The organism is Microbulbifer donghaiensis, from assembly GCF_900129095.1.
In the GTDB taxonomy this organism is placed as follows: Bacteria; Pseudomonadota; Gammaproteobacteria; order Pseudomonadales; family Cellvibrionaceae; genus Microbulbifer; species Microbulbifer donghaiensis.
Window position 1 is genome coordinate 36,975 of the sequence record NZ_FQVA01000004.1, and the last position, 24,276, is coordinate 61,250.

Sequence of the window (24,276 nt, forward strand, 5' to 3'; positions counted from 1 at the left end):
CTTATGAATCCGGTAAGACTACTTGGGGCGGGTGTACTGGCGGTAGCCACCACTTTTGCCCTGATCTTCACCATGCATCAGCTGATTGAAGCAAACATGAAGGCTCCCGAAGACGAGGAGCAGATCAAGGTTGCTGACGTCGTGATGCCTGAACAGAAGATCGAAACTCAGTACGATACCAGCAAACCGGAAAAGCCCGACGAGCCGGAAACTCCGCCGCCGGAAATGCCGGAACCTGAGTACGACGAGCCGAACCTCGATGACACCATCAACATGTCAGCGCCGCGCGCGAATGCGGACCTGAAGGTGGGTGGAATCGGCGGTTTTGCCCAAGAGGGTGACTACCTGCCAATCGTGAAGGTTCAGCCTCAGTATCCGCGTCGTGCCCTGCAGCGTGGTATCGAAGGATGGGTGATCGTTGAGTACACCGTAACCAAGAACGGTTCCGTACGTGATCCGCGCGTGGTGGAAGCCTTCACTTTGGACGGCAACCCCACCACTATCTTCAACAGTGCCGCGCTCAAGTCGGCGTTGAAGTACAAGTACAAGCCGCGGGTGGTCGACGGAGAGCCGATCGAAGTACCTGGTGTAAAAACCAAGATCAGCTTTAACCTGGCCAAGAACTAAAGGGGAAGCACTATGAAGTTGACGACCATGACGAAAGGTTTGTCCAAGTTCGTCTTGCGCACGTCCGTCGCGCTGCCCCTGGTATTGGCACCGGCGGTAAGTGTCACCGTGCTTGAGGCTGTGGGCATTTCCGCTTCCTTTGCGCAGGCGGAAGCCGCAGAGCAGAAGACACGTAAAGTACCGGCGATGCGGGAAAACGTGTTTAAAAAGCTCGGTAAAGTGCAGGAAGCTGCGGACGCGAGTAACTGGCCGGCGGCCCTGGCCGCGCTGCGGGATATGGAAGCGGGTAAGAGTGGTTACAACGGCTATGAAATAGCGCAGATGTACTACTTCTACGGCTTCGTTTACTACAGCATGGAGCGTTACAAAGACGCGATTGCCGCCTACCAGAAAGTGCTGGCTCAGGGTGCAGAAAACCTGCCCGAAGCCCTCGAAGTGGGTACTTTGCTGACGATCGCCCAGCTGTACTTCGTGCAAGAGAACTACGATCAGGCGTTGAACTACCTGAACAAGTGGTTCAAGGTTGCCCCGAACATCAACGCGGACTCCTACGCACTGCGCGCTCAGGCCTATTACCAGAAAGGTGATGAAGCCAAGGCGCTGTCTGACGTCAACACTGCGGTGTCGATGTATGAAAAAGAGGGCAAGGTGCCGAAGGAGAACTGGTTCGGCCTGCAGCGTTTTCTCTATTACGAGAAGAACGACTACAAGAAGGTCACCAACATTCTCGAGAAGCTGGTCAAGCACTACCCGAAAGGGGAGTACTACAAGCAGCTGGCGGGCATGTACGGCGAGCTGAAGCGCGACCAGGATCAGCTGCACATGATGGAAGCGGCGTACCTTGCCGGCGCATTGCAGAAAGAGAAAGAGCTGCTGAACATGGGCTATCTCTTTATGGGCAATGAAATGCCCTACAAAGGCGCCAAGGTGATCGACAAGGGCATCAAGGAGAAGAAGATCAAGCGCACCTCCAAGAATCTGGAAACCCTGGCTCAGGCGTACCAGATGGCTCAGGAGCTGCAGAAGTCGATCCCCGAGCTGGAAGCTGCAGCGCAGATGTCTGACAAGGGCGATATCTATTCCCGTCTGGCCAGTATCTACCTGGACCTGGACAAGAATGAGAAAGCCATCGAAGTCGGCAACAAGGCGCTGAAGAAGGGCGGTATCAAGCGCCCGGACCAGTTGTACATCGTTATGGGTATGGCTAACGCCAACATGAAGAAGTACGACGATGCGCTCGCCAGCCTCAAGAAGGCCCTGAAAGACGAACGTTCCAAGAAGTTCGCCGAGCAGTGGATTACCTTCGTCGAGAGCGAGAAGAAGCGCGAGGAGCAGCTGGCAATCTGATTGCCTCTACTTCCGTCGAAAAAGCCGCACAGCAATGTGCGGCTTTTTTTATGTCTCGCGACTGAGCTTGTATAAAAAATAGACTTGCAATTGGGAATTATTTGCAATTTCGCGTAAATCGACTAATTGGTAAGGGTAGCTGATCAGCTTTTTCCAAATCCCCCAGTCCCGTTAAGGATTGGGTTGCCGATTCAACACCGAGAATAATCAGGAGAGGTGTTATGGATAGAGCTATGTTGCTGACTTCCAACCCCGTTGTTTTGTCTTTTCACTCGCTGGCGCGGTACGCCCGTCATCTCGTCTTTGCCGCTGCGGTTACGTTGCTGTTGATTTTGGTTATGGGCCAATTGATCGCGACGGAATACAGGGAGCCGGTGGGCGATATGTATCCGCCGATCAAGCCGATTCATCTGCCGGAAATGAAGATCATCGTTGAACGGTCGGAGCCTCCAGTAAGGCCCATGGACCCGCCGTCGCAGCCGGTTACGCATAAGGTCGAGCGGAATGTCGAGACGGTATTGCCGCCCATCAGCTTCGGTCCGCCGGCACCGGGCGGCAGTGAAGTTGATCCGAGTGTCGTTTCCAGGGATCCACTGCCGGTGTTCAAGCCGGCGCCGCGCTACCCATCGGCGGCACTGCGCCGCGGCGTCGAGGGCTATGTGGTAGTGGAATTCACCATTACAGAGACTGGTGGTGTGCGCGATGCGCGCGCGGTGGCGGGTTATGACAGTGCCGGTAACCCGACGGATATCTTTAATCGCTCCGCGGTGGCCGCGGCTGCGAGGTTCAAGTACCAGCCGCAGCTGGAAGACGGTGTACCGGTTGAGCGCCACGGCGTGCGCAATCGCATCACCTATAAAATCGCGCAGTAGCGGAAAGAGGGAGCGGCTTCTGGCCGCTCCCATACGTAGCTGACAAAGTTATGTGGTCAAAATTTAAGGCAAAGTGCTAGGGCGAGCATTTCGAACCGTCGGCGACAGGACGTCGCCGACGGAGCTTACAGGGATGTATTCACAGCGTTTCGAAATGCTCGTCCTAGTGCTTGGCCGCCACTGCACCAGCTCAGAACGGAATGCGGGGTTCATCAACATTCTGAGGGAGCGATTTCTGGCCGCTTCCATTCTTAACGCAGGTTGTATTAGTCGATCTCCCGTACCGCTCCCCGGTCGGCGCTGGTGGCCAGCAGCGCATAGGCCTTTAACGCCTTGCTGACCTTGCGCGGTCGCTGCTCTACGGGTTTCCACGCGACTTTTCCCTTTGCATCCATTGCGTCGCGGCGGCGCCGCAGTTCCGCCTCGGACAGGACCACCTCGATCTTACGCGCCGGAATGTCGATGCGAATCGTATCCCCGTTTTCGATCAGGCCGATGGTGCCGCCGGCCGCGGCTTCCGGTGAGACATGACCGATCGACAGGCCGGAAGTGCCGCCGGAGAAGCGGCCATCGGTAATCAGCGCGCAGGATTGACCCAGGCCCTTGGATTTCAGGTAGCTGGTCGGGTAGAGCATTTCCTGCATGCCCGGGCCGCCCTTGGGGCCCTCATAGCGCACGATGACCGCCTCGCCGGCCACTACCTTGCCGTCGAGAATATGCTGCACCGCCGTCTCCTGGCTCTCGACGATATGCGCCGGCCCCTCGAACTGCCACAGTTCCTCGTCGACCCCCGATGTCTTCACCACGCAGCCGTCCGGGGCCAGATTGCCGAACAGCACCGCCAGGCCGCCCTCGGCGGAATAGGCGTGTTCCGCCGAGCGGATACAGCCGTTCTGGCGGTCGCCGTCGAGACTCGACCAGCGGCAATCCTGGCTGAAGGCCGTCTGGGTCGGGATGCCGGCGGGTCCCGCGCGGTAAAAGTCGTGCACCGCTTTGTTATCGGTGCGGCGGATATCCCAGGAATTCAGAGCCTCGGCGAGCGACTCGCTGTGCACCGTGGGCAGGGAGGCGTCCAGCAGCCCGGCCGCTTCGAGTTCGCCGAGAATGGCCATGACCCCGCCGGCGCGGTGGACGTCTTCGATATGATATTTCTGGGTGTTCGGCGCCACTTTGCACAGCTGCGGAATCACGCGTGACAAGCGGTCTATATCTGCCAGCGTGAAATCGACCTCGCCTTCCTGCGCCGCGGCGAGCAGGTGCAGGATGGTATTGGTCGATCCGCCCATGGCGATATCGAGGGCCATGGCGTTGGCGAAGGCGGCGCGGTTGGCAATGTTGCGCGGCAGCGCGCGCTCATCGTCCTGTTCGTAATAGCGTTTGGTCAGCGCGACGATTTCGCGGCCGGCGCGCAGGAACAGTGCCTCGCGGTCCGCATGGGTGGCCAGCAGGGTGCCGTTACCGGGCAGTGACAACCCGAGCGCCTCGGTCAGGCAGTTCATCGAGTTGGCGGTGAACATTCCGGAACAGGAGCCGCAGGTCGGGCAGGCGGAGCGCTCGTATTCCGCCACCATTTCGTCCGAGGCCGAGTCGGTCGCGGCGATGACCATCGCGTCCACCAGGTCGAGCTTGTGCTCGGCGAGCTTCGTCTTGCCGGCCTCCATCGGGCCGCCGGAGACAAAGATCACCGGAATGTTCAGCCGCAATGCGGCCATCAGCATCCCCGGCGTAATCTTGTCACAGTTGGAGATGCACACCAGTGCGTCGGCGCAGTGGGCGTTCACCATGTATTCCACCGAATCGGCGATGATCTCGCGGCTCGGCAGGCTGTACAGCATGCCGTCGTGGCCCATGGCGATGCCGTCATCCACGGCGATGGTGTTGAATTCCTTGGCGACGCCACCGGCTTTCTCGATCTCCCGTGCTACCAGCTGACCCATGTCCTTCAGGTGCACATGACCCGGCACGAACTGGGTGAAGGAGTTGGCGACGGCAATAATCGGTTTGTGGAAGTCGTCGTCCTTCATACCGGTAGCGCGCCACAGGGCGCGTGCGCCGGCCATATTGCGGCCGGCAGTGGAGGTGCGGGAGCGGTACTCAGGCATGGTAAGAATCCGGCTGTACAAATAGGGAGCGACAGCTTAGCAAAAAATGATTGGAGCAGGGATGGTTTCGCGCAGACCAGGTGGTCCGCGCGATTTATTAGGATAAGTGTTTCGGTGCTGGCGGTTAGTTAAGAGGCTTGTTGCGGGCTGAGGGATTTTCGCAAGACCCGTGAATTGCGCTGGATGTTGTACAGCGATTGCCGCGATGCCGGCAGGTCCTGCACGCTCACCTGGGTAAAACCCTGTTCGATAAACCAGTGCTCTGTCTGGGTGGTGAGGACATAGAGTTCGTCGATACCCAGCACGCCGGCCTGGCGTTCCAGGTGATGCATCAGCTTGGCACCGCGGCGGCCGCCGCGAAACTCCGGATGTATCGCCACGCAGGCAATTTCCGCAGCGACGGTCTCGCCGGACTGCTCCCGTATTGGGTAGAGTGCCGCGCAGGCGACCGGAGTGCCATCCACTTCCACCAGGGTGAAATGTTCGATCTCCGCCTCGAGCTTTTCCCGCGAGCGGCGTACCAGTACGCCCTGCTTCTCCAGCGGCCGGATCAGGCCGAGGATACCGCCGACGTCGGTAATGCGCGCGCGGCGGATCACTTCGTAGCTGTCCCGGTAGATCATGGTGCCGGCGCCCTCGCGGCGGAACAGCTCCTGTACCAGTGCGCCATCCTGGCTGTAACTGAGCAGATGGGTGCGCGGCGTGCCGGCATTGCAGGCGCGGATCGCGCAGCTCAGGGCTTCGCTTTGAACCTGCGATGCTGCCTGCTCCGCCTGCACGATACTGAGCTCGTGAACTTCCTGCCCGTTGATCAGCAGCTGCGGCGCCTCGCGAAACAGCACCAGTTTTTCCGCCTGCAGCGCGCGTGCCGCTTCAGCGGCCAGGTCGAGATAGTTCAGGTTGAACAGCTCGCCGGTGAGTGAGGTGCCCAGTGGAGACAGCAACACCAGTGCGCCCTGTTCCAGCGCATGCTCGATGGTTTTCACTTCCATGCGCCGCACTGTGCCGGTCCAGCGCAGGTCCATGCCGTCGAGAACGCCAATCGGGCGCGCGGTGACAAAGTTGCCGGAAATCACCTTCAGGGCCGAGCGTGCCATCGGTGAATCCGGTAATCCCTGGGAGAACGCCGCTTCGATGTCGAAACGCAACTTGCCCACCGCGGCTTTGATCACTTCGAGCGTCTCGCGATCGGTCACGCGGGTGTTGCCGTGAAACTGGTTTTCGAGTCCGCACTCGGCGAGGGCGCGATTCACCTGCGCGCGCGCACCGTGGACCACAACCAGGCGCACGCCCAGGCTGACCAGCAGGGCCAGGTCGTGGACCAGGTTGCGGAAGTTCGCGTGTTCCAGTGCATCGCCGGGAATACCAATGACCAGCGTGCGGCCGCGCAGATCGTTGATATAGGGTGCGGCGTGGCGAAACCAGTTCAGGGAGGCGTTGTTGTCGCTCACTAACTTTGTATTCCGTGTGTTATTGGACTCTGGTGAATATACCGTAATTCGCTCTTGTTGGAGCGACCCATGGTCGAGGTCGGGCTTCCGGGAATTGTGCTTCGTAAGGGAGTGCAAGGCGGCCCCGATACCGGTGGCCGTTTACGGGACACGAGCTAGGCGCCCCCCATAAATACATCCCTGGACCCAAAGCACTCGCTGCGCTCGCGGGGCCGGCCCTACGCTCTCCACGGCCATCCATGGCCGTGAAAGGTCCCGCAAACGGCCACCGGTATCGGGTCGTTCGCATCTGACTTCTATATTCTTATCGGCGGAAATTACAGGCAGAATTTCGCGATCAGTCCGCGCAGTACTTCTACCATCGGTTCGATCCGCTCGAGGCCGAGATACTCGTCCGGTTGGTGCGCCTGGTCGATATCACCGGGACCGAGCACGACGGTATCCATTCCCATGCTCTTGAAAAAGGGAGCCTCGGTCGTGAATGCAACGGATTCGGCACTGTGGCCAGTGAGCCTTTCCGCAGTCTTTATCAGCTCGGAATTGGTATCCTGCTCGAAGGCGTCGACGCCGAGAAACAGTGGTACATGTTCCAGGCGAATTTTTTCATTTTCTACACAGGCCTGCAGGCGCCGATCCAGTTCACTGCGCAATTCGTCGACCGGCATACCCGGCAGTACCCGAACGTCGAACTGCAGTTCGGCAAAACCGCAGATGCGGTTGGGATTGTCGCCGCCGTGAACACAGCCGAGATTCAGGGTCGGTGTCGGTACGTCAAATCCAGGATTGTTGTAGCGGCTCTGCCATTCCCCGCGCAGTTTCAGCAATTCGCCGATGGCCGCGTGCATCGCCTCCAGGGCATTGGCGCCCAGGGCGGGGTTGGACGAGTGGCCGGACTGCCCGGTGATGCGGACAGCCTCCATCAATATACCCTTGTGCATATGGATCGGCTTGAGACCGGTGGGCTCGCCGATGACGGCGTAGCGCGCGTGCGGCCGGCCCGCCTTTACCAATGCACGCGCACCGGACATCGAGGATTCCTCGTCGGCGGTGGCGAGAATGATCAGCGGTTGTTGCAGCGGTTTGTCGATAAACGATTTGGCCGCTTCAATGGCGATGGGGAAAAATCCCTTCATGTCGGTGGTGCCCAGCCCGTAGAAGCGATTGTCCCGCTCCTGCAGCTTGAACGGATCTGACTGCCAGCGCCCCGCATCGAAGGGTACGGTATCCGTGTGTCCGGCCAGCACCAGGCCGCCGTCGCCGCTGCCGCGACCGGCGAGCGTGGCGATCATATTGGCTTTGTCCGGCTGTCCCTCGATCGGCATAAGCTCGACGGCGAATCCCAGCGTTTCCAGCCAGGCTGCGAGCAGTTCCACAACGCCGCGGTTGCCCATATCCAGCTTTGGATCGGTCGCGCTGACACTGGGGCAGGCAACTAGCTGCTGCAGTTGCTGTTTCAGGTCCGGTAGCGCGATAGTTGCCATAACTAAATTCCCTGTTGCTTGTTGCGCCATTCGTTGACGATAACCGCCGCGGCAATGAGGGTGCCGCCCAACGCGAGCCTGGCGAGATTCGCATCGCGGTTCCAGATTAACAGATTCACCAGTAACCCGGCTGGAATCAGTGCGTTGTTCATGGCAGCGAGAGTGCCGGCGGATACCTGGGTGGCACCCTTATTCCACAGGAAGTAGCCCAGGCCCGAAGCCACCAGCCCCAGCCACAGCAGTACGCCCCACTGCAGCGCAGTTTGCGGATACTGCGGCTTGCCAAAGGCCAGCCAGGCCACTGTGGCCACCAGCGCCGCGCCGAGAAAAAACCAGCCGAATGTCTGCCGCGCCGGCAGTGCCTGCTCGCGGGTCATAAACTGTTTGTAGGCCACCTGGCCGATCGCGAAGCAGAGGTTGGCCCCCTGGACAACGGCGAAGCCGAGCCAGTAGCTGCCATCCAGACTGTCCCAGCGGATGATCGCCGCGCCGAATACCGCCAGCGCGGCAATGAACAGGTTCCATGGCGAGAAGCGCCCGGCCAGCAGATCGTACAGCAGCGAGATATACACCGGCGTGAAAATGGTGAACAGCAGCACTTCCGGCACGCTGAGCAGCAGAAACGACTGGTAGTAGAAGAGGTACATCAGCCCCAGCTGGATCGCGCCGATGGCCATCAGTGACAGGGCGGTGCGCGGGTCGCAGCGGCGCCACTGCAGCAGCGGCAGGAAGACCAGTGCCGCCAGTAGCACGCGCGTCAGCACGGAAAAATAGCTGTCCACCTGGCCTGCCAGGTAGACTCCGATCAGGCTGAAAGAAAAGGCCCAGAGGATGGTGGTAAATATCAGTAACGGCATTGATACAGTGGTTGTTTAGTGACAGATAATCATTCGACGGCGCTGGCGCAGCTGTGGCAGCGGCTCGCCAGGGTTAGGGAATTCAGTTTTACCGCCAGCAATGGCCCCGGCTCCGCCACTGACTGGCGTGGCCACGCCCGTGGCGACGTCGAGGTGGTCGCTGGCGAACAGCAGGTGCTGTTCCTCGAGTCCGCGCATTTTACGCACAGCGATGGCCGCCAGATGGACATGCGCAACCGCTATCGCTGGACGCTGCTGCCGGAATCCGTGCGCCTAGAGCACCTGCGGCGGGCCGAGCCGGTGTTGCTGTTCGAGTTGCAGCCGGTGACGGCGCACGGCTTTCGCCAGGTCGCCCCGCATATCTGCGGGGCCGACGAGTACACCGCCGAACTGCTGCTGCACGACAACGAGATCGAACTGATCTGGCAGATTCACGGGCCGCGCAAGAACGAACGGCTGCACTACCACTACTGGTGATTACTACAGCGTGATTTGCCCGCGCAGATAAGTGACGGCGCGACCGCGCATCAGTACTCGCTCACCGACCAATTCACATTCCAGCTCGCCGCCGCGCGCGGAAATCTGCCGCGCACGAAGACAGGTCTTGTCCAGTTCTGTCGCCCAGAAAGGTGTCAGCAGCGTGTGGGCGGAGCCAGTTACCGGATCCTCGTCGATGCCGATGGCCGGTGCGAAAAATCGGCTGACGAAATCGCAGTCGAAGTCGCCGCCGGCCGCAGTGCAGATGACGCCGCGGTAGGGCAGCGCGGCCACGGCGCGAAAGTCCGGCTGCAGTGCGGCCACCTGCGCGGCGTCGGCGAATTCCAGCACCACCATGTCGCGATTGCCCGCGGCGGCCAGGGCGCGCTGCGGCTCCGCGCCGAGTGCGGCGCGGTATTCGGGCCCCAGTGGAAGTGCCGCCGGCGGCTGCGCCGGAAAATCCATCTGGATCAGGTCGCCGGCGCGGCGCACCCGCAGCTCGCCGCTCCTGGTGAAGAAGCGGATCATCTCGGACTGGTAACCCAGTTCCGTCCACAGCAGGTGCGCGCTGGCGAGTGTGGCGTGGCCGCACAGTGGCACTTCCGCCGCGGGGGTAAACCAGCGCAGCTCGAAACCGTCCGTAGCCGGTACGGTAAAAGCGGTCTCGGCGAGGTTGTTTTCCGCGGCGATGGACTGCAGCAGGTCGTCTGCCAGCCATTGCTGCAGCGGTACCAGGGCGGCGGGGTTGCCGGCGAACAATATCGAAGTGAAGGCGTCGGCCTGATAGATCGGCAGTTGCATGGAAAATCCTTTTCTCTGGGGCAATCGTCGGGCAATAAAAAAGGGGAAGCGCTGAACGCTTCCCCTTTGTATCAGAGCGATCGCCTGGCGGCTAGCCGACTCTTAACCAAAAACGCCCTTGAAGAAAAAGAAGAACACTATCGCGAGTCCGGCGCCGGCGGGCAGGGTGACGACCCAGGACGCGGCAATGGTGGTGATCATGCGCAGGTTCAGCGCGCCGATGCCGCGCGCCAGGCCCACGCCCAGCACTGCCCCTACGAGGGTGTGGGTGGTGGAAATGGGCAGGCCGGTGCCCGACGCCAGCACTACCGTAGCGGCGGCACCCAGTTCGGCGGCGAAGCCGCGGCTCGGCGTCAGCTCGGTAATCTTTCTGCCGATGGTGGCCATCACCTTGAAGCCGTAGGTGGCGAGACCGACGACGATACCCAGGCCCCCGAGCAGCAGGATCCAGGATGGCATGGTGGCCTTGGCGACCACGGCGCCGCTCTGGATGGTATTGACCACCGCTGCCAGCGGGCCCACCGCGTTGGCCACATCGTTGGAACCGTGGGCGAAGGCCATGGCACAGGCGGTGAAGATCATCAGGATCGCGAATACCCGCTCGACATTGGCAAAGCGGTTTTCCTTCTCGCGCTCCGGGTCGCGCTTGATGCGCTTCAGCATCGCCATGCCGACCGCCATCACCACCAGGCCCGCCAGTGCGGCGATGCCCGCGTCCTGCAGGAAGTTCAGCTTGATGTCCGCATCCTTCAATACGTGCTTGAGGCCCTTGGTCAGGGTGACCATGGCGATCATCCAGCCCACCGCAAACATATAGAAGGGGATGTAGCGCTTGGCGTTGGTGAACGGGTCTTCCGTATTCAGGATCAGTCGCTGCACGCTGCGGAACAGCAGGAACGAGATGGTGCCGGCGAGCACCGGGGATACCACCCAGCTGGCGACGATGCTGCCGACCTTGCCCCAGGACACCGCGTCCACGGAGATGCCCACGGCGGAGAAGCCGACGATGGCGCCGACGATGGAGTGGGTGGTGGAGACCGGCCAGCCGAGGATGCTGGCGATCATCAGCCAGGTGCCGGCGGCCAGCAGCGCCGACAGCATGCCGTACACCAACAACTGTGGCTGATCGACGAACAGTTCCGAATCGATGATGCCCTTGCGGATCGTCGCGGTCACTTCGCCGCCGGCCAGGTAGGCACCGGCGAACTCGAAGATCATGGCGATCAGAATCGCCTGCTTGATCGTCAGTGCACGTGAGCCCACCGACGTGCCCATGGCATTGGCGACATCGTTGGCGCCCACGCCCCAGGCCATAAAGAAGCCGAACACACAGGCCAGGATCAGCAGGATAGTGCCGTATTGACTGAGGATTTCCACGGTGCGCCCCCTTAGCGTGCCAGCAACAGCTGTAAGCGGTTGCCCACGCTGTGGGCGCGGTCGGCCAGATCGCCAACCCATTCAATGATGCGGTAGAGGAACATCACGTCCACCGGCGGCAGGTCTTTCTCGATCGCGAACAGCGCCGCGCGTATCTCGACCTCAAGCTTGTCGGACTTGCGCTCCAGGTCGTCCAGCTCCTCGGTCATGCGCTTGGCGATATCCACCTCGCGACCGGCGAAGCCGCTCTCCAGCAGCTCGTCCAGCTCGTTGATTGCGTTCAGAGCCTGCGCCGAGGCGGCCACGGCGCTGGCGACAAATGTCTTCATCAGCGGCTGCAGAGACTCCGGAATCTGCATCTTGCGGCCAGTTGCCAGCCCGGCGATATCCTGGGCCGTGTTGGCCACTTCGTCCTGGGCGCGCAGCAGTTCCAGCAGGTCTGTACGGGAAACCGGCATAAACAGGCTGTCCGGCAGGTGCAGGCGCAGGTCCTTTTTGATGTCGTCGGCGCGGTTCTCGCTGGCGGAGATGCGCAGCTGAATCTTTTCCGCCTCCACAAGATCACCTTGCATCAGGGTATCGAAAAAGGGGATCAGGTCGGCTGAGGCCTCGTGAGCCGTAGCCATATGCTTCTCGATCGGTTTGATCGGCGAGCGGCCAAACAGGTTGGCGATATTGGTCAGGGGCATGGTTAGCTCCGTTGCTCTGGATGCAAAATCGGCGGCATGGTACCCCAAGTTGCCGCAAATTCGGTAATTGGGCGGGAAGAGTGCGCTGTCGCCGCGCGCCGATAGAGCTACAATGCGCCGTCGACACCAAAAGAATAGATGATGGGGTTGCCCGATGGCAGTGAGCAAAATGGCGGACAGATTGCTGGATCTACCCGGAATACTGGAGGATCTGGTCGCACAGGGCTACGTCAGCCGTATGGACGCCAACCGCCTGATCGGCACCCCGCGCACGGCCGAGCAGGCGCAGATGCACCCGCTCACCTACATCGCCAGTTGCGAGCTGGATAACCTCAAGCGCCCGGGCAAGTTGCTGGATACCGATACCCTGGCCCAGTGGCTGGCGGATACCTCTTCCCACGGCCTCTACCATATCGACCCGCTGAAGGTGAATGTGGCCGCGGTGACCGAGGTGATGAGCTTCCAGTTCGCCAAGCGCCACCAGATCCTGTGTGTGGAGGCGAACAAGGACATGCTGCTGGTGGCCACGGCCCAGCCGTATACCAGCGGTTGGGAGGAGCAACTGGAGCATACCAGTGGTCGCGCCGTGCAGCGGGTGGTGGCGGATCCGGCGGATATCCAGCGTTACTGCGTCGAGTTCTATTCCCTGGCCAACTCCATTTCCGGCGCCAGCGGTCTGAAGGGCAGTTCCGCGGCGGGCAACTTCGAGCAGTTGTTGGAGCTGGGCAAGCTCAAGGACCCGGACGCGGACGACCAGCACATCGTCAACATCGTCGACTGGCTGCTGCAGCATGCCTTCGACCAGCGCGCCAGCGATATCCATATCGAGCCCCGCCGCAACGTCGGGCGCATCCGTTTCCGTATCGACGGTGTGTTGCACCCGATCCACGAACTGCCGGACCAGGTCAACGCCGCGGTGACCAGCCGCCTGAAGATCCTCGGCCGCATGAATGTGGCGGAAAAGCGCAAACCCCAGGACGGCCGCATCAAGACCAAGCGCCCGGATGGCAGCGAGGTGGAGCTGCGCCTGTCGACGCTGCCGACCGCCTTCGGCGAGAAACTGGTGATGCGGATCTTCGATCCCGAGGTGCTGGCGCGCTCCTACAGCGACCTGGGCCTCGGCGGCGACGACCTGGCGCGCTGGCAGACGATGCTGGCGCGCCCCAACGGCATAGTGCTGGTCACCGGGCCCACCGGTTCCGGTAAGACCACCACCCTGTACACCGGTCTCAAGCAGCTGGCCACCAGCGAAGTCAATGTGTCCACCATCGAGGATCCGATCGAGATGGTGGAGGAGAGCTTCAACCAGACCCAGGTGCACCACGCCATCGGGCTCAATTTTGCCGCCGGTATCCGCACGCTGATGCGCCAGGATCCGGACATCATCATGGTGGGCGAGATCCGCGACCTGGAGACCGCGCAGATGGCGGTGCAGGCCGCTCTGACCGGCCACCTGGTGATCTCCACGCTGCACACCAACGATGCGCCGACCGCGGTGACCCGCCTGCTGGACCTGGGCCTGCCTCACTATCTGCTTAAATCCACGGTGCTGGGGGTGATGGCGCAGCGCCTGGTGCGCACCCTGTGCCCGGCGTGCAAGCGCAAGGACAAGGTCAGCGAGGAGGATTGGCAGGCGCTGGTGCGCCCGTGGAAGGCGCCGCTGCCGGAAACCGTCTACCGCCCGGAGGGTTGCCTGGAATGCCGCAACACCGGCTACCGCGGCCGCCAGGGCATCTACGAGATACTGCCGTTCACCGAGTCGATCCAGGCACTGGTCACCGCCGACTGCGACCTGCAGCAGCTGCGCCGCCAGGCTATGCGCGAGGGCATGAACAGCCTGCGCCTGTCCGGCGCCAAGAAAGTGGCCGCCGGCATCACGACCGTGGCCGAAGTGCTGCGCGTGGCGCCGCCGCCGGATATAGCCTTCTAGTGGCGTCCGGGGACCAATTAGAAATCCCGGTGGCGGCCCTGCTGCCGGTGGCCGTTTGCTCAACAGCCTGATCGGCAATCGTTTCACAAACGCCCCCCGGCATCAGGGCCTTCGCATTGAGCTCCGCTATTCTTTGCCACTGATTCTTTGCCCGTATAGGAGCGGCCGATGGCCGCGATAGGAAGTCGAAAATGCCGCTATTCAAAAGCTGCCCTGCCGAATTTATTTCACAGCTTGGAGACCGCTGGAGCCACTGGTGCGACTCCGCGGGCGAGGAGCAGGTCGCAACAGCCGAAGCGCTGTTGCAGGATGACTCCTTACAGCTGGCACTGGCGCGCAGTTTCATCGGCTCCGATTTTCTCTACCAGCAGTGCTGCCGCCAGCCGCAGCTGTTGCCGGATCTGCTGCAAAGCGCCGATCTGGGCCTGGTGGCGATCGATATCGACGCGCTGGAAGACGAAGGGGCACTTGACCGTCACTTGCGCCTGTTGCGCAACCGCGTCACCGCCGAGGTGATCTGGCGTGACTTCGCCGGCCAGTGGGATATTCCGCGGGTCTGTCTGCGGCTGACAGAACTGGCCGAGCAGTGCATACAGGCGGCGCAGGTGTGGCACCACCGCCAGCTGGTGGCGCGCTACGGCGTACCGCGCGATCGCGACGGCAATGCCCAGTCGCTGGTGGTGCTGGGGATGGGCAAGCTGGGTGCCTGCGAACTGAATCTGTCATCGGATATCGATCTGATATTCGCCTACCCGGAACCGGGTGAGACCGACGGCGAGCAGAGCATCGAAAACCAGAAATTCTTCCAGCGCCTCGGCCAGCGCCTGATTAAATCCCTGGACGCACTCACCGCCGACGGTTTTGTGTTCCGCGTCGATATGCGCCTGCGGCCCTACGGCGACAGCGGCCCGCTGGTCAGCCACTTTGCCGCACTGGAGGACTACTACCAGACCCAGGGGCGCGAGTGGGAGCGCTACGCGATGGTCAAGGCGCGGCCGGTGGCCGGCGACGAGGCGGTGGCGGCGGAACTGATGGAACTGCTGCGCCCCTTCACCTACCGCCGCTATATCGACTTCAGTGCCATCGACGCGCTGCGCGAAATGAAGGCGCTGATCCAGCGCCAGGTGCGCGCCCGCGGCCTGACCGACAACATCAAGCTCGGCCGCGGCGGCATCCGCGAGGTGGAGTTTATCGCCCAGGCCTTTCAGCTGATTCGCGGCGGTCGCGAACCGGCGCTGCGCGAGCGCAACCTGTTGAAGCTGTTGCCGCTGCTGGAGCAGGACGGCCACCTGGAATCCGGCTCGGCCGCACGGCTGTCTGCGGCCTATCTGCTGCTGCGCCGGGTGGAACACGCCCTGCAGGCGGAGCGGGATCAGCAGACGCAGACATTGCCGGCCGATGAGGAGCGCCGGCACCGTCTGGCGTTCGCGCTGGGTCGCGACGGCTGGCAACAGTTGCAGGAAGCGCTGACTGAAGCGCGGGTGGTAGTGGAGCGCGAGTTCGATGCGGTCATAGCGCCGCCGGAGGAGATCGCCGAACCCAGCGCGGCGGAGGAGTGGGAGGGGCTCTGGCTCAGCTGTGCCGATGACGCCAGTGCAGCGGCCAATCTGCGCTCGCTCGAGGAGGGCGGTTATGGGGCGCCGCGCGAGGCGCTGGATCTGCTGGCGGATCTGCGTGGGTCGCCCATGGTCGCCGCGCTGCCCGCGGCGTCACGCGCGCGCCTGGATCAGACGATGCCGCTGCTGCTGGCCGCAGCCGCGCAGGAGCAGGAACCGCTGCTGGCGCTGTCGCGGGTACTGCCGCTGATTCGTTCCGTATTGCGCCGCAGCGCCTACCTGGTGCTGATCAATGAGAACCCGCCGGTACTCAGCCAGCTGCTGCGCCTGTGCAGCGCCAGTCCCTGGATCGCCGAGCAGCTGGCGCGCCACCCGATACTGCTGGACGAGCTGCTGGATTCCCGCCGGCTGCTGGCGCCTTCCTCCGCGGCGGATATCGCCGATGAGCTGCGCCGCGAGATGCTGCGCGTCGATCCCGCCGACCTGGAGGCGCAGATGGAAGCGCTGCGCCACTACAATCAGAGCCAGAGCCTGCGCACTGCCGCGCAGGAAGTCAGCGGCGTGCTGCCGCTGATGAAGGTCAGCGACGCCCTGACCTGGCTGGCGGAGGCGATACTGCAGCAATCACTGGAGCTGGCCTGGGGGCAGATGGCGGAGAAACACGGGGTGCCGCCCGGGACTTCGGCGGAGGATACGCGCTTCGCCATCATCGCCTACGGCAAGCTCGGCGGCCTGGAGCTCGGGCACGGTTCGGATCTGGATATTGTCTTCGTGCACGACGCCGATCCACAGCAGTACACCGACGGTGCCAGCAGTATCGACAACCTGCGCTTCTACACCCGTCTGGCGCAGCGGCTGATTCACATCCTGCAGACCCGCACCCTGAGTGGCCCCCTGTACGAGGTGGACACGCGGCTGCGCCCGTCCGGCAATTCCGGCCTGCTGGTGACATCCATGACGGCCTTCGAAAAATACCAGCGCGAGAGCGCCTGGACCTGGGAGCACCAGGCGCTGGTGCGCGCGCGGCCGGTGGCCGGCAGTGCGCGGCTCTGTGCGGACTTCGAACGGCTGCGCCTGCAATTGCTTTGCGAGGCGCGGGACGAGAATAAATTGCGCGAAGAAGTGGTCGCGATGCGCGATAAAATGCGTGCGCACCTGGATAAGAGCAATGATAAAAACTTCGATCTGAAGCAGGGGCCGGGCGGTATTGTCGATATCGAGTTTTTGGTTCAATATGCTGCACTGGCCTGGGCGCAACGAGCGCCGTCGATAGTGCGCTATACCGACAATATCCGCATTCTCGAGAGTCTCATTGACGCGGGCCTGATGCCGGCCCACCAAGCCGAGCATCTGATCGACGCCTACAAAGCCTACCGATCTGAAGGTCATCGCCTGGCATTACAACAATTGCCGGGAGTAGTTAACGGTGACCAATTCACAGCGGAAAGAAAGACCGTTCAGAAAAACTGGCAGCAATTGTTCGGCTGAATCACCGATTCGCCGACGCGTCTTCTGCCATGCGATTAAACTGTTTTTCAGGATCTGTAGGAGTTTTCCATGTCTTTTGCCGACCGCGACGGCGTTATCTGGTTTGACGGCGAGTTGGTTCCCTGGCGCGACGCGCGCGTGCACGTCCTCACTCATACCCTGCACTACGGCATGGGGGTCTTCGAGGGCGTGAGGGCCTACGAGACAGAGAGTGGTACCAGCATCTTCCGCCTGCAGGATCACACCCGGCGACTGTTCCGCTCCGCCAAAATCATGAACATGTCCATGCCCTTCGATGCCGAACAGCTCAACGAGGCGCATAAGCTGGTGGTGCGCGAGAACAATCTGCACGAAGCCTACCTGCGGCCGATGGTCTTCTACGGCTCCGAGGGTATGGGTTTGCGTGCCGACGCCCTGCAGTCCCACGTGATCGTTGCCGCCTGGGAGTGGCCCAGCTATATGTCGCCGGAGGCGCGCGAGCTGGGTATCAAGGTGAATACCTCCTCCTATACCCGCCATCACGTCAATATCAGCATGTGCAAGGCGAAAGCCAACGGCAACTACATCAATTCCATGCTGGCGCTGCAGGAGGCCATCCGCAACGGCTGCGAAGAGGCGCTGCTGCTGGACCCGGAGGGTTATGTGGCGGAAGGCAGTGGCGAGAATATCTTTATCGTCAGCGACGGTGTGCTCTATACGCCGGAGCTCACCTCCTGCCTGGACGGTATCACCCGCAACACCGTGATCGAGCTGGCGCGGGAGTGCGGCTACCAGGTGGTGGAAAAGCGCATCACCCGCGATGAGGTCTATATCGCCGACGAGGCTTTCTTTACCGGCACGGCGGCGGAGGTACTGCCGATCCGCATGCTCGACGGCCGCACCATCGGCGCCGGTCGCCGCGGGCCCATCACCAAGCGCCTGCAGGGGCTGTATTTCGATGTGGTACAGGGTCGCAGCCAGGCCCACCTCGGCTGGCTGAGCGATGTTTCAGACTCCGGCCTCGGCGAGACGGGCCGGCTGGCGGCAGTCTAGGTCGCGATTTTCGCGGCCCGCCGCCTCGCGTCCGGGCACCGGTGTGCGATCGCTCACACCGGTGCCGGTCTTCGCTAGAGCCTTGGCGCAACTTTTCGTAGAATAGCCATCCCTCGACTGTGCAGCAGGCGACAGTCGGGCGATGGTTTTTTCGTTTGTCACTGCCTGCATGCTGCGAACACCCAGCGGGCGCGGAGCGGTTTGTGACGGCGCAGACTTCAGGGAGGAGTGTCGGATTATCAGCGGGCGAGTCCTGCCGCCACATCAACTATGACGGTTGTGCAGCGGGGCCGATATATGCCCATAAGGCGGTCGGCGCAGTGCCCGGCCTGTCAGCGACTTCGCATTACGGGAGCGGGTTTTGTTTTCTCTAGGTAGTGTTTCGGGAAGGCTGCTCAGCGCCGAGCGCCCAATCTGGCAGCAGAACCGCTTGCTGGATGTCTCCCCCTCTCTGCAACTGTTCGGTTGCCTGGTCATACTGCTCAGCGCTTTTATCTGGCCGCTCGCCGACGATCAGGTGGGCCCTCTCAAGATACTGCTGGTACTGGTCACCGGCTGGGCCGTGTTTCGCCACGGCCGCCAGTTGCTCCGCTCGCCGGTGGCCTGGCTGTTCGGCGCCTCTGTCCTGATCCAGATTCTGACCTGGGTGGCGATACTGCAGGAGCACCCGGAATTCGCCGAGTCCTCGCCCAAGTTGCACCGCTTCGGCAATTGGTTTGCCTTCGCCGCCATCGCCTGCTGGCTCGGGGGCAGCGTCCGCAATACGCTGCTGCTGTGGTCGGTGGCGCTGGTGGCGCTGCTGCTCGCGCCCTGGGTGGTCGGCGGTGGCTTCGCCGAGTGGGCGGCCGGCGCCACCGGCCAGCGTATCGATTTCGGCCTGCACAATGCCCAGCACACGGCCCTGCTGTTCGGTACCGCGCTGCTCGGGCTTATCGTACTGGCCCCGCGACTGTTCCGCGCGGTGAAGCCGCTTTCGGTCTTTGGCTTCCTGTGGCTCGTGGCGGTCGCTATCTGCTTACTGGCGGTGCTCTATTCCCAGACCCGCGGGGTTTGGCTGGGGCTCAGCCTGGCGGTGCTGTTTCTCGGCATTGCCGCTCTGCGTGCGGCGTTTATCCGCTGGGGGGCGAAGAGCTGGCCGCGACTGGCGGTGATCAGTGTCCTTTCCGTCGCCGCGCTGGTCGCTGTCGGGGCCAAGTTTGGCGGCATCATTGTCGAGCGGCTCGACTATGAGAGAGAGACTATCGACGCGGTGATGGCGGGGGATTTCGACAGTGCGCCGTTTACCAGTACCGGTATCCGTTTGCATACCTGGATGGAGGCGCTGCCCTGGATACAGGAGCGGCCGCTGCTCGGCTGGGGTGGCAAGGGGCGCAGCCTGGTGATCGAGCAGTCGGCGACCATGCCGCAGCATCTCAAGGACTCCTTCGGGCACCTGCACAACAGTTATCTGGATCTGCAGGTGAACAACGGCCTGCTGGGCAGCCTGCTGCTGCTGGCGTTGGTCGGCTGGCTATTGATAGGCAGTGTGAAGACCTGGCGGCGCGGTGAGTTGCCGGGAGACCTGCTGCTGTTTTTCCTGTGCTTTACCCTGTTCTGGCTGGTGATCAACTGTTTCGAGTCGTATCTGTTTTTTGCCAGCGGCAGCTATGTCTTCGGGCTGGTCTGTGCGGGTATCGCGACCCAGATACTGCGGGCGGATTTTCCCCGACAATCAGCTGAATAATTGTATTCAGCAATAAAAAAGGGGCGCCGTTGGCGCCCCTTTTTTATTGCTGAGCAATTAGCTGTCCGGCTTATACGTGCGGGCGGCCGACACAGTAATAGTCGATACCGGCACGGGCCAGCTGCTTCGGTTCGTACAGGTTGCGACCGTCGAAAATCACCGGTGCTTTCAGGCCGCCGGTCACCGCCTTGATGTCGATCGCCTTGAACTGCTGCCACTCGGTGGCGATGATCAGCGCCTCGGCGCCAGCCAGTGCGCTCTCCTTTGTACCGCACAATTGCAGGTCGTCGCGCACACCGTAAATGCGCTGGCACTCTTCCATCGCCTGCGGATCGAACGCCTGCACCTTTGCCCCGCGCGCCCACAGCTGTTCCATCAGCACGCGGCTCGGCGCTTCGCGCATATCGTCGGTATTGGGTTTGAAGGCGAGGCCCCACAGCGCGAAGGTCTTGCCGCTCAGGTCTTCGCCGAAGCGCGCGGTGATCTTGTCCACGAGGTAGTGTTTTTGCCGCTGGTTGCGCTCTTCCACTGAGGTCAGGATGCCCGGGGCGATGCCCAGCTTGCCGGCGGTGGTGATCAGCGCCTTGACGTCTTTCGGGAAACAGGAACCGCCGTAGCCGATGCCGGCGTAAATGAATTGATAGCCGATGCGCGGATCCGAGCCGATACCCTGGCGCACCTGCTCGATATCGGCGCCGACCAGATCGGCGATTTCCGCCATCTCGTTCATAAAGCTGATCTTGGTTGCCAGCATACAGTTGGCCGCGTACTTCGCCAGCTCGGCGCTGCGCACGTCCATGGCCATGATTTTTTCGTGATTGCGGTTGAAGGGCGCGTACAGCAGGCGCAGGGCTTCTTCCGCCTCCTTGCTGTCGGTGCCGACGATGATGCGATCCGGACGCATGCAGTCGGCGACGGCGGAGCCCTCCTTCAGGAATTCCGGATTGGAAACCACGTTGAAAGTCAGGTCACTGGCGCCGCGCTTGTCGAGCTCGCCTCGGATGGTTTCCTGCACCTTGTCGGCGGTGCCGACGGGTACCGTCGACTTGTTGATGACGATTTTCGGCTCGCTCATATGTTCGGCGATGGTCCTGGCAACCGTCAGCACATGGCGCAGGTCCGCGGAGCCGTCCTCGTCGGGCGGCGTGCCCACAGCGATAAAGATAATTTCACCGTGCTCGACGCCGGTCTTGGCATCGGTGGTGAATTGCAGGTTCTCAGTGGCGAGGTTGCGCTCGACCAGCGGTTCCAGGCCCGGTTCGTAAATCGGTACCTGGCCCTGTTTCAGCGCCTCGATCTTGGCCTCATCGATATCGATACAAAAGACTTTGTGGCCGGCTTCGGCCAGCACCGCTGCTTGAACCAGGCCGACATAGCCGGTGCCAAATACACTTACATTCATTCGCGAGTCTCAACTTCTGTCGATAAGGATAGGGGCGATCGGCCTGACACCGCGGCAAGGCCGCCGGCATTGTACCCGATAATAGTGCAGTGACTGGGATGGGAACTGTTCATCGGTGGCAGGACTATAGTGTCGCAGCGCCGGCGCCCCGAGCTTGCGCGGCAATTTCGCCGGGGCGGGCATTATACTGTGCCGGCCCGGCCCTTCAACAGCGAGGCTAAGCTGGGCTATGCTTCCCACCCTTTCCAATAGTTAGAGGCTATTTCCCTTGCAATTGACGGTCTGGCGCTTCCTCGACGGGAATCGAGCCCACGAGAAACAGAGCGCGGCGCTGCTGGAGGGGCTGCGCAGCACTTTTGCCGGGGCCGTGAAAGGCTTCGATATTCCCAGTTCGGTTTCGGCAGCGCAGCTGTGGCGCGGCGAGCCGCAGGAACTGCGCGACCTGCCAAAACCGGATCTGCTGATTGGCACCGGCCGCCGCAGTCGGCTGCCGATGCTGGCCGCCCGCCGCCATTTCGGCGGCCGCGCGGTGGCGATCAACCTGCCGCTGTTGCCGTTTCGCTGGTTTGATTTCGCCATAGTGCCGGAGCACGATCGGCCGCCGCCGTTGCAAAACGTTATCCTGAGCCAGGGAGCGCTGACCGAGCCGCTGCCGCAGGACAAGATGCAACCGGGACGGGGACTGATCCTGCTGGGCGGGCCCAGCAAGCACTTCGAGTGGGACGCGCCGTCCATTCGGCAACAGGTTCAGCGGTTGCTGGATGCACCGCTGGAGTGGCAAATATCGGACAGCCGGCGCACGCCGGCGGGCACGCTCGAGCAGTTTGCCGCGGCCAACGCACAGGTCGTCGACTGGCGCGATTGCCCGCCGGGCTGGGTGCAGGAGCAGATGGCCGCGGCGGAGCAGATCTGGGTCAGCGAGGACAGCATTTCCATGGTGTTCGAATCCCTGCAGAGCCGGGCGCGGGTCGGCATTATCCGCACCTCCAGCAGGGGGCGCGCAAACAAGGTGCGCGCCGCCGTACAGCGGTTGGTGGATCAGGGGGTGGTCACCGACCGGGTGGAGGATGTGGTCGCACCCTTGGAGCGCTCACGCGAGCCGCTCAACCAGTACCTGGTCTGTGCGCGCGCGCTGCTGCACCGCTGCGGCCTGCCGGTTACCTGACTCAGGGAGCTCATCCCCCGCTTTTGTATCGCGCAAAGTAAATCAGCGCTGACGCTTCAGTCCGCGCGCTTCGAACTTGCGCCAGGGAATTTTTTTGTCGGAAATTTCCCAGTCCACACGCAGCCACATGCGCTCGATCCGTCGCTGGATATAGCGCTCGGCAAAAAAGTCGGAAACTTCCGGCAGTGGCAGGAAGGCGGCGCTGCCGAGGCCGTCGATCAGATAGAGTTCCAGCTGTCCGCGTTCCTCGCGCAACACCAGGTTGTGGGCAATCAGGTTTTTGGTCAGCACTCCGTATTGCAGCAGCCAATCCGCGAAGCGCTGCAATGCCGCACGCACCTCGGTATCCAGGCCGTGCTTGTTCAGGTACTGGCGCAGGGTGGGGGCCGGCGCGCCGGTCTCATCCAGAATCATATCGGTGACCGCCGCGGGGCCGAGGCTCGTTTCCTGTATGCCATACCAGCGCGGCAGGTGCTGCCACAATCCCGCGGTATCGCGCTGCAGCGCACGCTGCGAATAGCCTTCCAGTTCGCGCAGGTTGTCGTCGAAATATTCCTCGCCGCGCCAGCGCTTGTACCAGGGGGCGCGGCCGAGCAGTTCTGCTGTGCGCCCCGGGCGCATCACTTTGACACAGAGCTGTGGATTTTCCGGGTGGCGGTAACAGAAGCGGTTGCCGCCGCTGGCGAACGGCTCGCCGTGGCTCAGATCAATCACGCGCATTCTCTCCCGCGCCGCCTTCGGCCAGCAGTGACTGGTAGATCTCGATGGTGTGCTGCGCCTGTTTTTCCAGGGTAAATTCCGCAGTCAGACTGGATCTCGCCGCCGGGGCGTCGAGCAGCGCGCAGACTTTTTGGAAAAGGGCTTCCTGGTTAGATTTTTCGACCAGCCCCTGGGGAAAGCAGGCGCGCAGGGACTCCGCCGGGCCGCCAATATCGTAACCGACCAGCGGCGTGCCGATCGCGGCGGCCTCGATGACCGTGCGGCCGAAGGGTTCGGGCCGCTTCGACAGGTTGAAGACCATGGCCGACTGCTTGTACCAGTAGCGGATATCCGCGCGGTGGCCGACAAAACTTACGCGATCCTCGATGCCGCGATCGCGCACGCGCTGTTTCAACTCTTCCTCGTAGTGCGCCTTGTTCGGTTCGCTGCCGCCGAGAATGACGCCGTGAACATCGCCGTAGTCTCGCGAGAGACGCGCCATCAGGTCGATAAAATCCTCCTGGCCTTTCCAGCGCGTCAGGCGCCCGGGCAGCAGCAGCCAGCGCTTGTCGCGCAGCTGTGGAAAATCCTTGCAGGTGTTTTCCAGCCAGCCGGCCGGCAGCTGCAGTTCGGGATAAAATTCCTGCGTGTCCACACCGCGATAGACGATCTGCGGTGGGCGCTGCAAATCCTGCGGGTAATTCTGCAGCAGGTAGTCGCACACGCACTCGGAGATGGCGATCACCTGCTCGGTTTTTGCCATGATGGCGCTGTAGCGGTTGATCGAATAGAGTCCGTGCGCGGTGCTGACCAGCCTCGGGCGGCTGGCGGCGGGCATTTTTTTCCAGGCCAGGTAGGTGAGCCAGGCGGGCACACGGGAGCGCACATGCAGAATGTCCGCATCCAGTTCCATCAGCAGTTTGCGCAGTGGGCGAACCTGCCACAGGCTGGACAGGGATTTCTTGTGGATCGGCATCACAATATGCCGCGTGCCTTCGCGCTGCAGCTGTTCGACCATGCGGCCGCCACTGGAAATGACGATGGACTCGTGTCCGGCGGCTACCAGGGCGCGGGCAAAATCCACGGTGCCGCGCTCAACCCCGCCCGAATTCAAGGCGGGCAGCAGTTGCACTACCTTCAAAGGCTCAACTCCGATTGCAGAAGAGGAAATTTTCCCGTCGGTGATATGATGGGCCCGGA

19 protein-coding genes are annotated in these 24,276 nt (G+C 62.0%); 9 read left to right on the forward strand and 10 right to left on the reverse strand.

All coding sequences use genetic code 11. From position 1 onward, the window contains the following. Window positions 1-3: 3 nt before the first annotated feature. The 3 genes from BUC36_RS13985 to BUC36_RS13995 all read left to right on the forward strand — a co-directional run bounded on the left by BUC36_RS13985 (window position 4) and on the right by BUC36_RS13995 (window position 2,846). On the forward strand, window positions 4-627 hold the full coding sequence (locus tag BUC36_RS13985; protein ID WP_073276255.1) for an energy transducer TonB: 624 nt from the start codon (window positions 4-6) through the stop codon (window positions 625-627). 12 nt (window positions 628-639) lie between these two features. Continuing rightward, entirely contained in the window at window positions 640-1,974 is a 1,335-nt protein-coding gene (locus BUC36_RS13990; protein WP_073276256.1) for a tetratricopeptide repeat protein, read from the forward strand. 221 nt (window positions 1,975-2,195) lie between these two features. Next, window positions 2,196-2,846, forward strand: a complete 651-nt coding sequence (locus tag BUC36_RS13995; protein WP_084536070.1) for an energy transducer TonB — start codon at window positions 2,196-2,198, stop codon at window positions 2,844-2,846. 266 nt (window positions 2,847-3,112) lie between these two features. Here BUC36_RS13995 and ilvD read toward each other — a convergent pair whose 3' ends face one another. From ilvD to BUC36_RS14015, 4 genes are all read right to left on the reverse strand, one after another. Beyond that, window positions 3,113-4,948 carry a dihydroxy-acid dehydratase gene (gene ilvD, locus BUC36_RS14000; protein WP_073276258.1) on the reverse strand — a complete coding sequence of 612 codons (1,836 nt, stop codon included), beginning with the start codon at window positions 4,946-4,948 and terminating at the stop codon, window positions 3,113-3,115. Between the two features lie 128 nt (window positions 4,949-5,076). After that, window positions 5,077-6,399, reverse strand: a complete 1,323-nt coding sequence (argA, locus tag BUC36_RS14005; RefSeq protein ID WP_073276259.1) for an amino-acid N-acetyltransferase — start codon at window positions 6,397-6,399, stop codon at window positions 5,077-5,079. 317 nt (window positions 6,400-6,716) lie between these two features. Next, window positions 6,717-7,880 carry an acetylornithine deacetylase gene (argE, locus tag BUC36_RS14010; protein WP_200797283.1) on the reverse strand — a complete coding sequence of 388 codons (1,164 nt, stop codon included), beginning with the start codon at window positions 7,878-7,880 and terminating at the stop codon, window positions 6,717-6,719. Between the two features lie 2 nt (window positions 7,881-7,882). Then, window positions 7,883-8,737, reverse strand: coding sequence for a carboxylate/amino acid/amine transporter (locus BUC36_RS14015; RefSeq protein WP_073276261.1), 855 nt, complete (start codon window positions 8,735-8,737; stop codon window positions 7,883-7,885). 18 nt (window positions 8,738-8,755) lie between these two features. Between BUC36_RS14015 and BUC36_RS14020 the strand changes: the two genes are divergently transcribed. Then, window positions 8,756-9,214, forward strand: a complete 459-nt coding sequence (locus BUC36_RS14020) for a DUF6314 family protein (RefSeq protein ID WP_073276263.1) — start codon at window positions 8,756-8,758, stop codon at window positions 9,212-9,214. Between the two features lie 3 nt (window positions 9,215-9,217). Here the strand turns inward: BUC36_RS14020 and BUC36_RS14025 are convergent, their stop codons facing one another. The 3 genes from BUC36_RS14025 to BUC36_RS14035 form a co-directional block, all read right to left on the reverse strand. Continuing rightward, window positions 9,218-10,015 (reverse strand): PhzF family phenazine biosynthesis protein, encoded by a 798-nt coding sequence (locus tag BUC36_RS14025; RefSeq protein ID WP_073276265.1) that lies wholly within the window; start codon window positions 10,013-10,015, stop codon window positions 9,218-9,220. A 102-nt stretch (window positions 10,016-10,117) separates the two neighbouring features. Continuing rightward, complete coding sequence (locus BUC36_RS14030; protein ID WP_073276267.1) at window positions 10,118-11,392, reverse strand: inorganic phosphate transporter; 1,275 nt, start codon at window positions 11,390-11,392, stop codon at window positions 10,118-10,120. 11 nt (window positions 11,393-11,403) lie between these two features. Continuing rightward, entirely contained in the window at window positions 11,404-12,081 is a 678-nt protein-coding gene (locus BUC36_RS14035; protein ID WP_073276269.1) for a TIGR00153 family protein, read from the reverse strand. Window positions 12,082-12,235: 154 nt separating this feature from the next. Here BUC36_RS14035 and BUC36_RS14040 point away from each other — a divergent pair, with 154 nt between their 5' ends. From BUC36_RS14040 to BUC36_RS14055, 4 genes are all read left to right on the forward strand, one after another. Further along, window positions 12,236-14,011: a type IV pilus assembly ATPase TfpB gene (locus BUC36_RS14040; RefSeq protein ID WP_073276271.1), complete on the forward strand. Its 1,776-nt coding sequence runs from the start codon at window positions 12,236-12,238 to the stop codon at window positions 14,009-14,011. Between the two features lie 191 nt (window positions 14,012-14,202). Beyond that, window positions 14,203-17,055: a bifunctional [glutamate--ammonia ligase]-adenylyl-L-tyrosine phosphorylase/[glutamate--ammonia-ligase] adenylyltransferase gene (gene glnE, locus BUC36_RS14045; RefSeq protein WP_073276273.1), complete on the forward strand. Its 2,853-nt coding sequence runs from the start codon at window positions 14,203-14,205 to the stop codon at window positions 17,053-17,055. Window positions 17,056-17,124: 69 nt separating this feature from the next. Continuing rightward, window positions 17,125-18,087: a branched-chain amino acid transaminase gene (locus BUC36_RS14050; protein ID WP_073276275.1), complete on the forward strand. Its 963-nt coding sequence runs from the start codon at window positions 17,125-17,127 to the stop codon at window positions 18,085-18,087. A 361-nt stretch (window positions 18,088-18,448) separates the two neighbouring features. After that, a complete protein-coding gene (locus BUC36_RS14055) occupies window positions 18,449-19,810 on the forward strand; it encodes an O-antigen ligase family protein (protein ID WP_084536072.1) in 1,362 nt (453 codons plus the stop codon). Window positions 19,811-19,880: 70 nt separating this feature from the next. Here BUC36_RS14055 and BUC36_RS14060 read toward each other — a convergent pair whose 3' ends face one another. After that, on the reverse strand, window positions 19,881-21,212 hold the full coding sequence (locus BUC36_RS14060) for a UDP-glucose dehydrogenase family protein (RefSeq protein ID WP_073276279.1): 1,332 nt from the start codon (window positions 21,210-21,212) through the stop codon (window positions 19,881-19,883). 268 nt (window positions 21,213-21,480) lie between these two features. Between BUC36_RS14060 and BUC36_RS14065 the strand changes: the two genes are divergently transcribed. Then, window positions 21,481-22,377, forward strand: a complete 897-nt coding sequence (locus tag BUC36_RS14065; RefSeq protein WP_234995001.1) for an ELM1/GtrOC1 family putative glycosyltransferase — start codon at window positions 21,481-21,483, stop codon at window positions 22,375-22,377. 42 nt (window positions 22,378-22,419) lie between these two features. Here the strand turns inward: BUC36_RS14065 and BUC36_RS14070 are convergent, their stop codons facing one another. Continuing rightward, complete coding sequence (locus tag BUC36_RS14070) at window positions 22,420-23,091, reverse strand: YrbL family protein (protein WP_073276584.1); 672 nt, start codon at window positions 23,089-23,091, stop codon at window positions 22,420-22,422. Beyond that, complete coding sequence (locus BUC36_RS14075; RefSeq protein ID WP_234995017.1) at window positions 23,084-24,208, reverse strand: glycosyltransferase family 4 protein; 1,125 nt, start codon at window positions 24,206-24,208, stop codon at window positions 23,084-23,086. Before BUC36_RS14075 ends, BUC36_RS14070 begins: the two co-directional genes overlap by 8 nt. Between the last annotated feature and the right edge of the window lie 68 nt (window positions 24,209-24,276).

Bases quoted from the DNA above. Each gene is read 5' to 3' on its own strand.
- argE (WP_200797283.1), bottom strand. From the start codon at position 7,880: ATGGCAACTATCGCGCTACCGGACCTGAAACAGCAACTGCAGCAGCTA.
- BUC36_RS14050 (WP_073276275.1), top strand. From the start codon at position 17,125: ATGTCTTTTGCCGACCGCGACGGCGTTATCTGGTTTGACGGCGAGTTG.
- ilvD (WP_073276258.1), bottom strand. From the start codon at position 4,948: ATGCCTGAGTACCGCTCCCGCACCTCCACTGCCGGCCGCAATATGGCC.
- BUC36_RS14025 (WP_073276265.1), bottom strand. From the start codon at position 10,015: ATGCAACTGCCGATCTATCAGGCCGACGCCTTCACTTCGATATTGTTC.
- BUC36_RS13990 (WP_073276256.1), top strand. From the start codon at position 640: ATGAAGTTGACGACCATGACGAAAGGTTTGTCCAAGTTCGTCTTGCGC.
- BUC36_RS13995 (WP_084536070.1), top strand. From the start codon at position 2,196: ATGGATAGAGCTATGTTGCTGACTTCCAACCCCGTTGTTTTGTCTTTT.
- BUC36_RS14060 (WP_073276279.1), bottom strand. From the start codon at position 21,212: ATGAATGTAAGTGTATTTGGCACCGGCTATGTCGGCCTGGTTCAAGCA.
- BUC36_RS14040 (WP_073276271.1), top strand. From the start codon at position 12,236: ATGGCAGTGAGCAAAATGGCGGACAGATTGCTGGATCTACCCGGAATA.
- BUC36_RS13985 (WP_073276255.1), top strand. From the start codon at position 4: ATGAATCCGGTAAGACTACTTGGGGCGGGTGTACTGGCGGTAGCCACC.
- BUC36_RS14015 (WP_073276261.1), bottom strand. From the start codon at position 8,737: ATGCCGTTACTGATATTTACCACCATCCTCTGGGCCTTTTCTTTCAGC.
- glnE (WP_073276273.1), top strand. From the start codon at position 14,203: ATGCCGCTATTCAAAAGCTGCCCTGCCGAATTTATTTCACAGCTTGGA.
- BUC36_RS14035 (WP_073276269.1), bottom strand. From the start codon at position 12,081: ATGCCCCTGACCAATATCGCCAACCTGTTTGGCCGCTCGCCGATCAAA.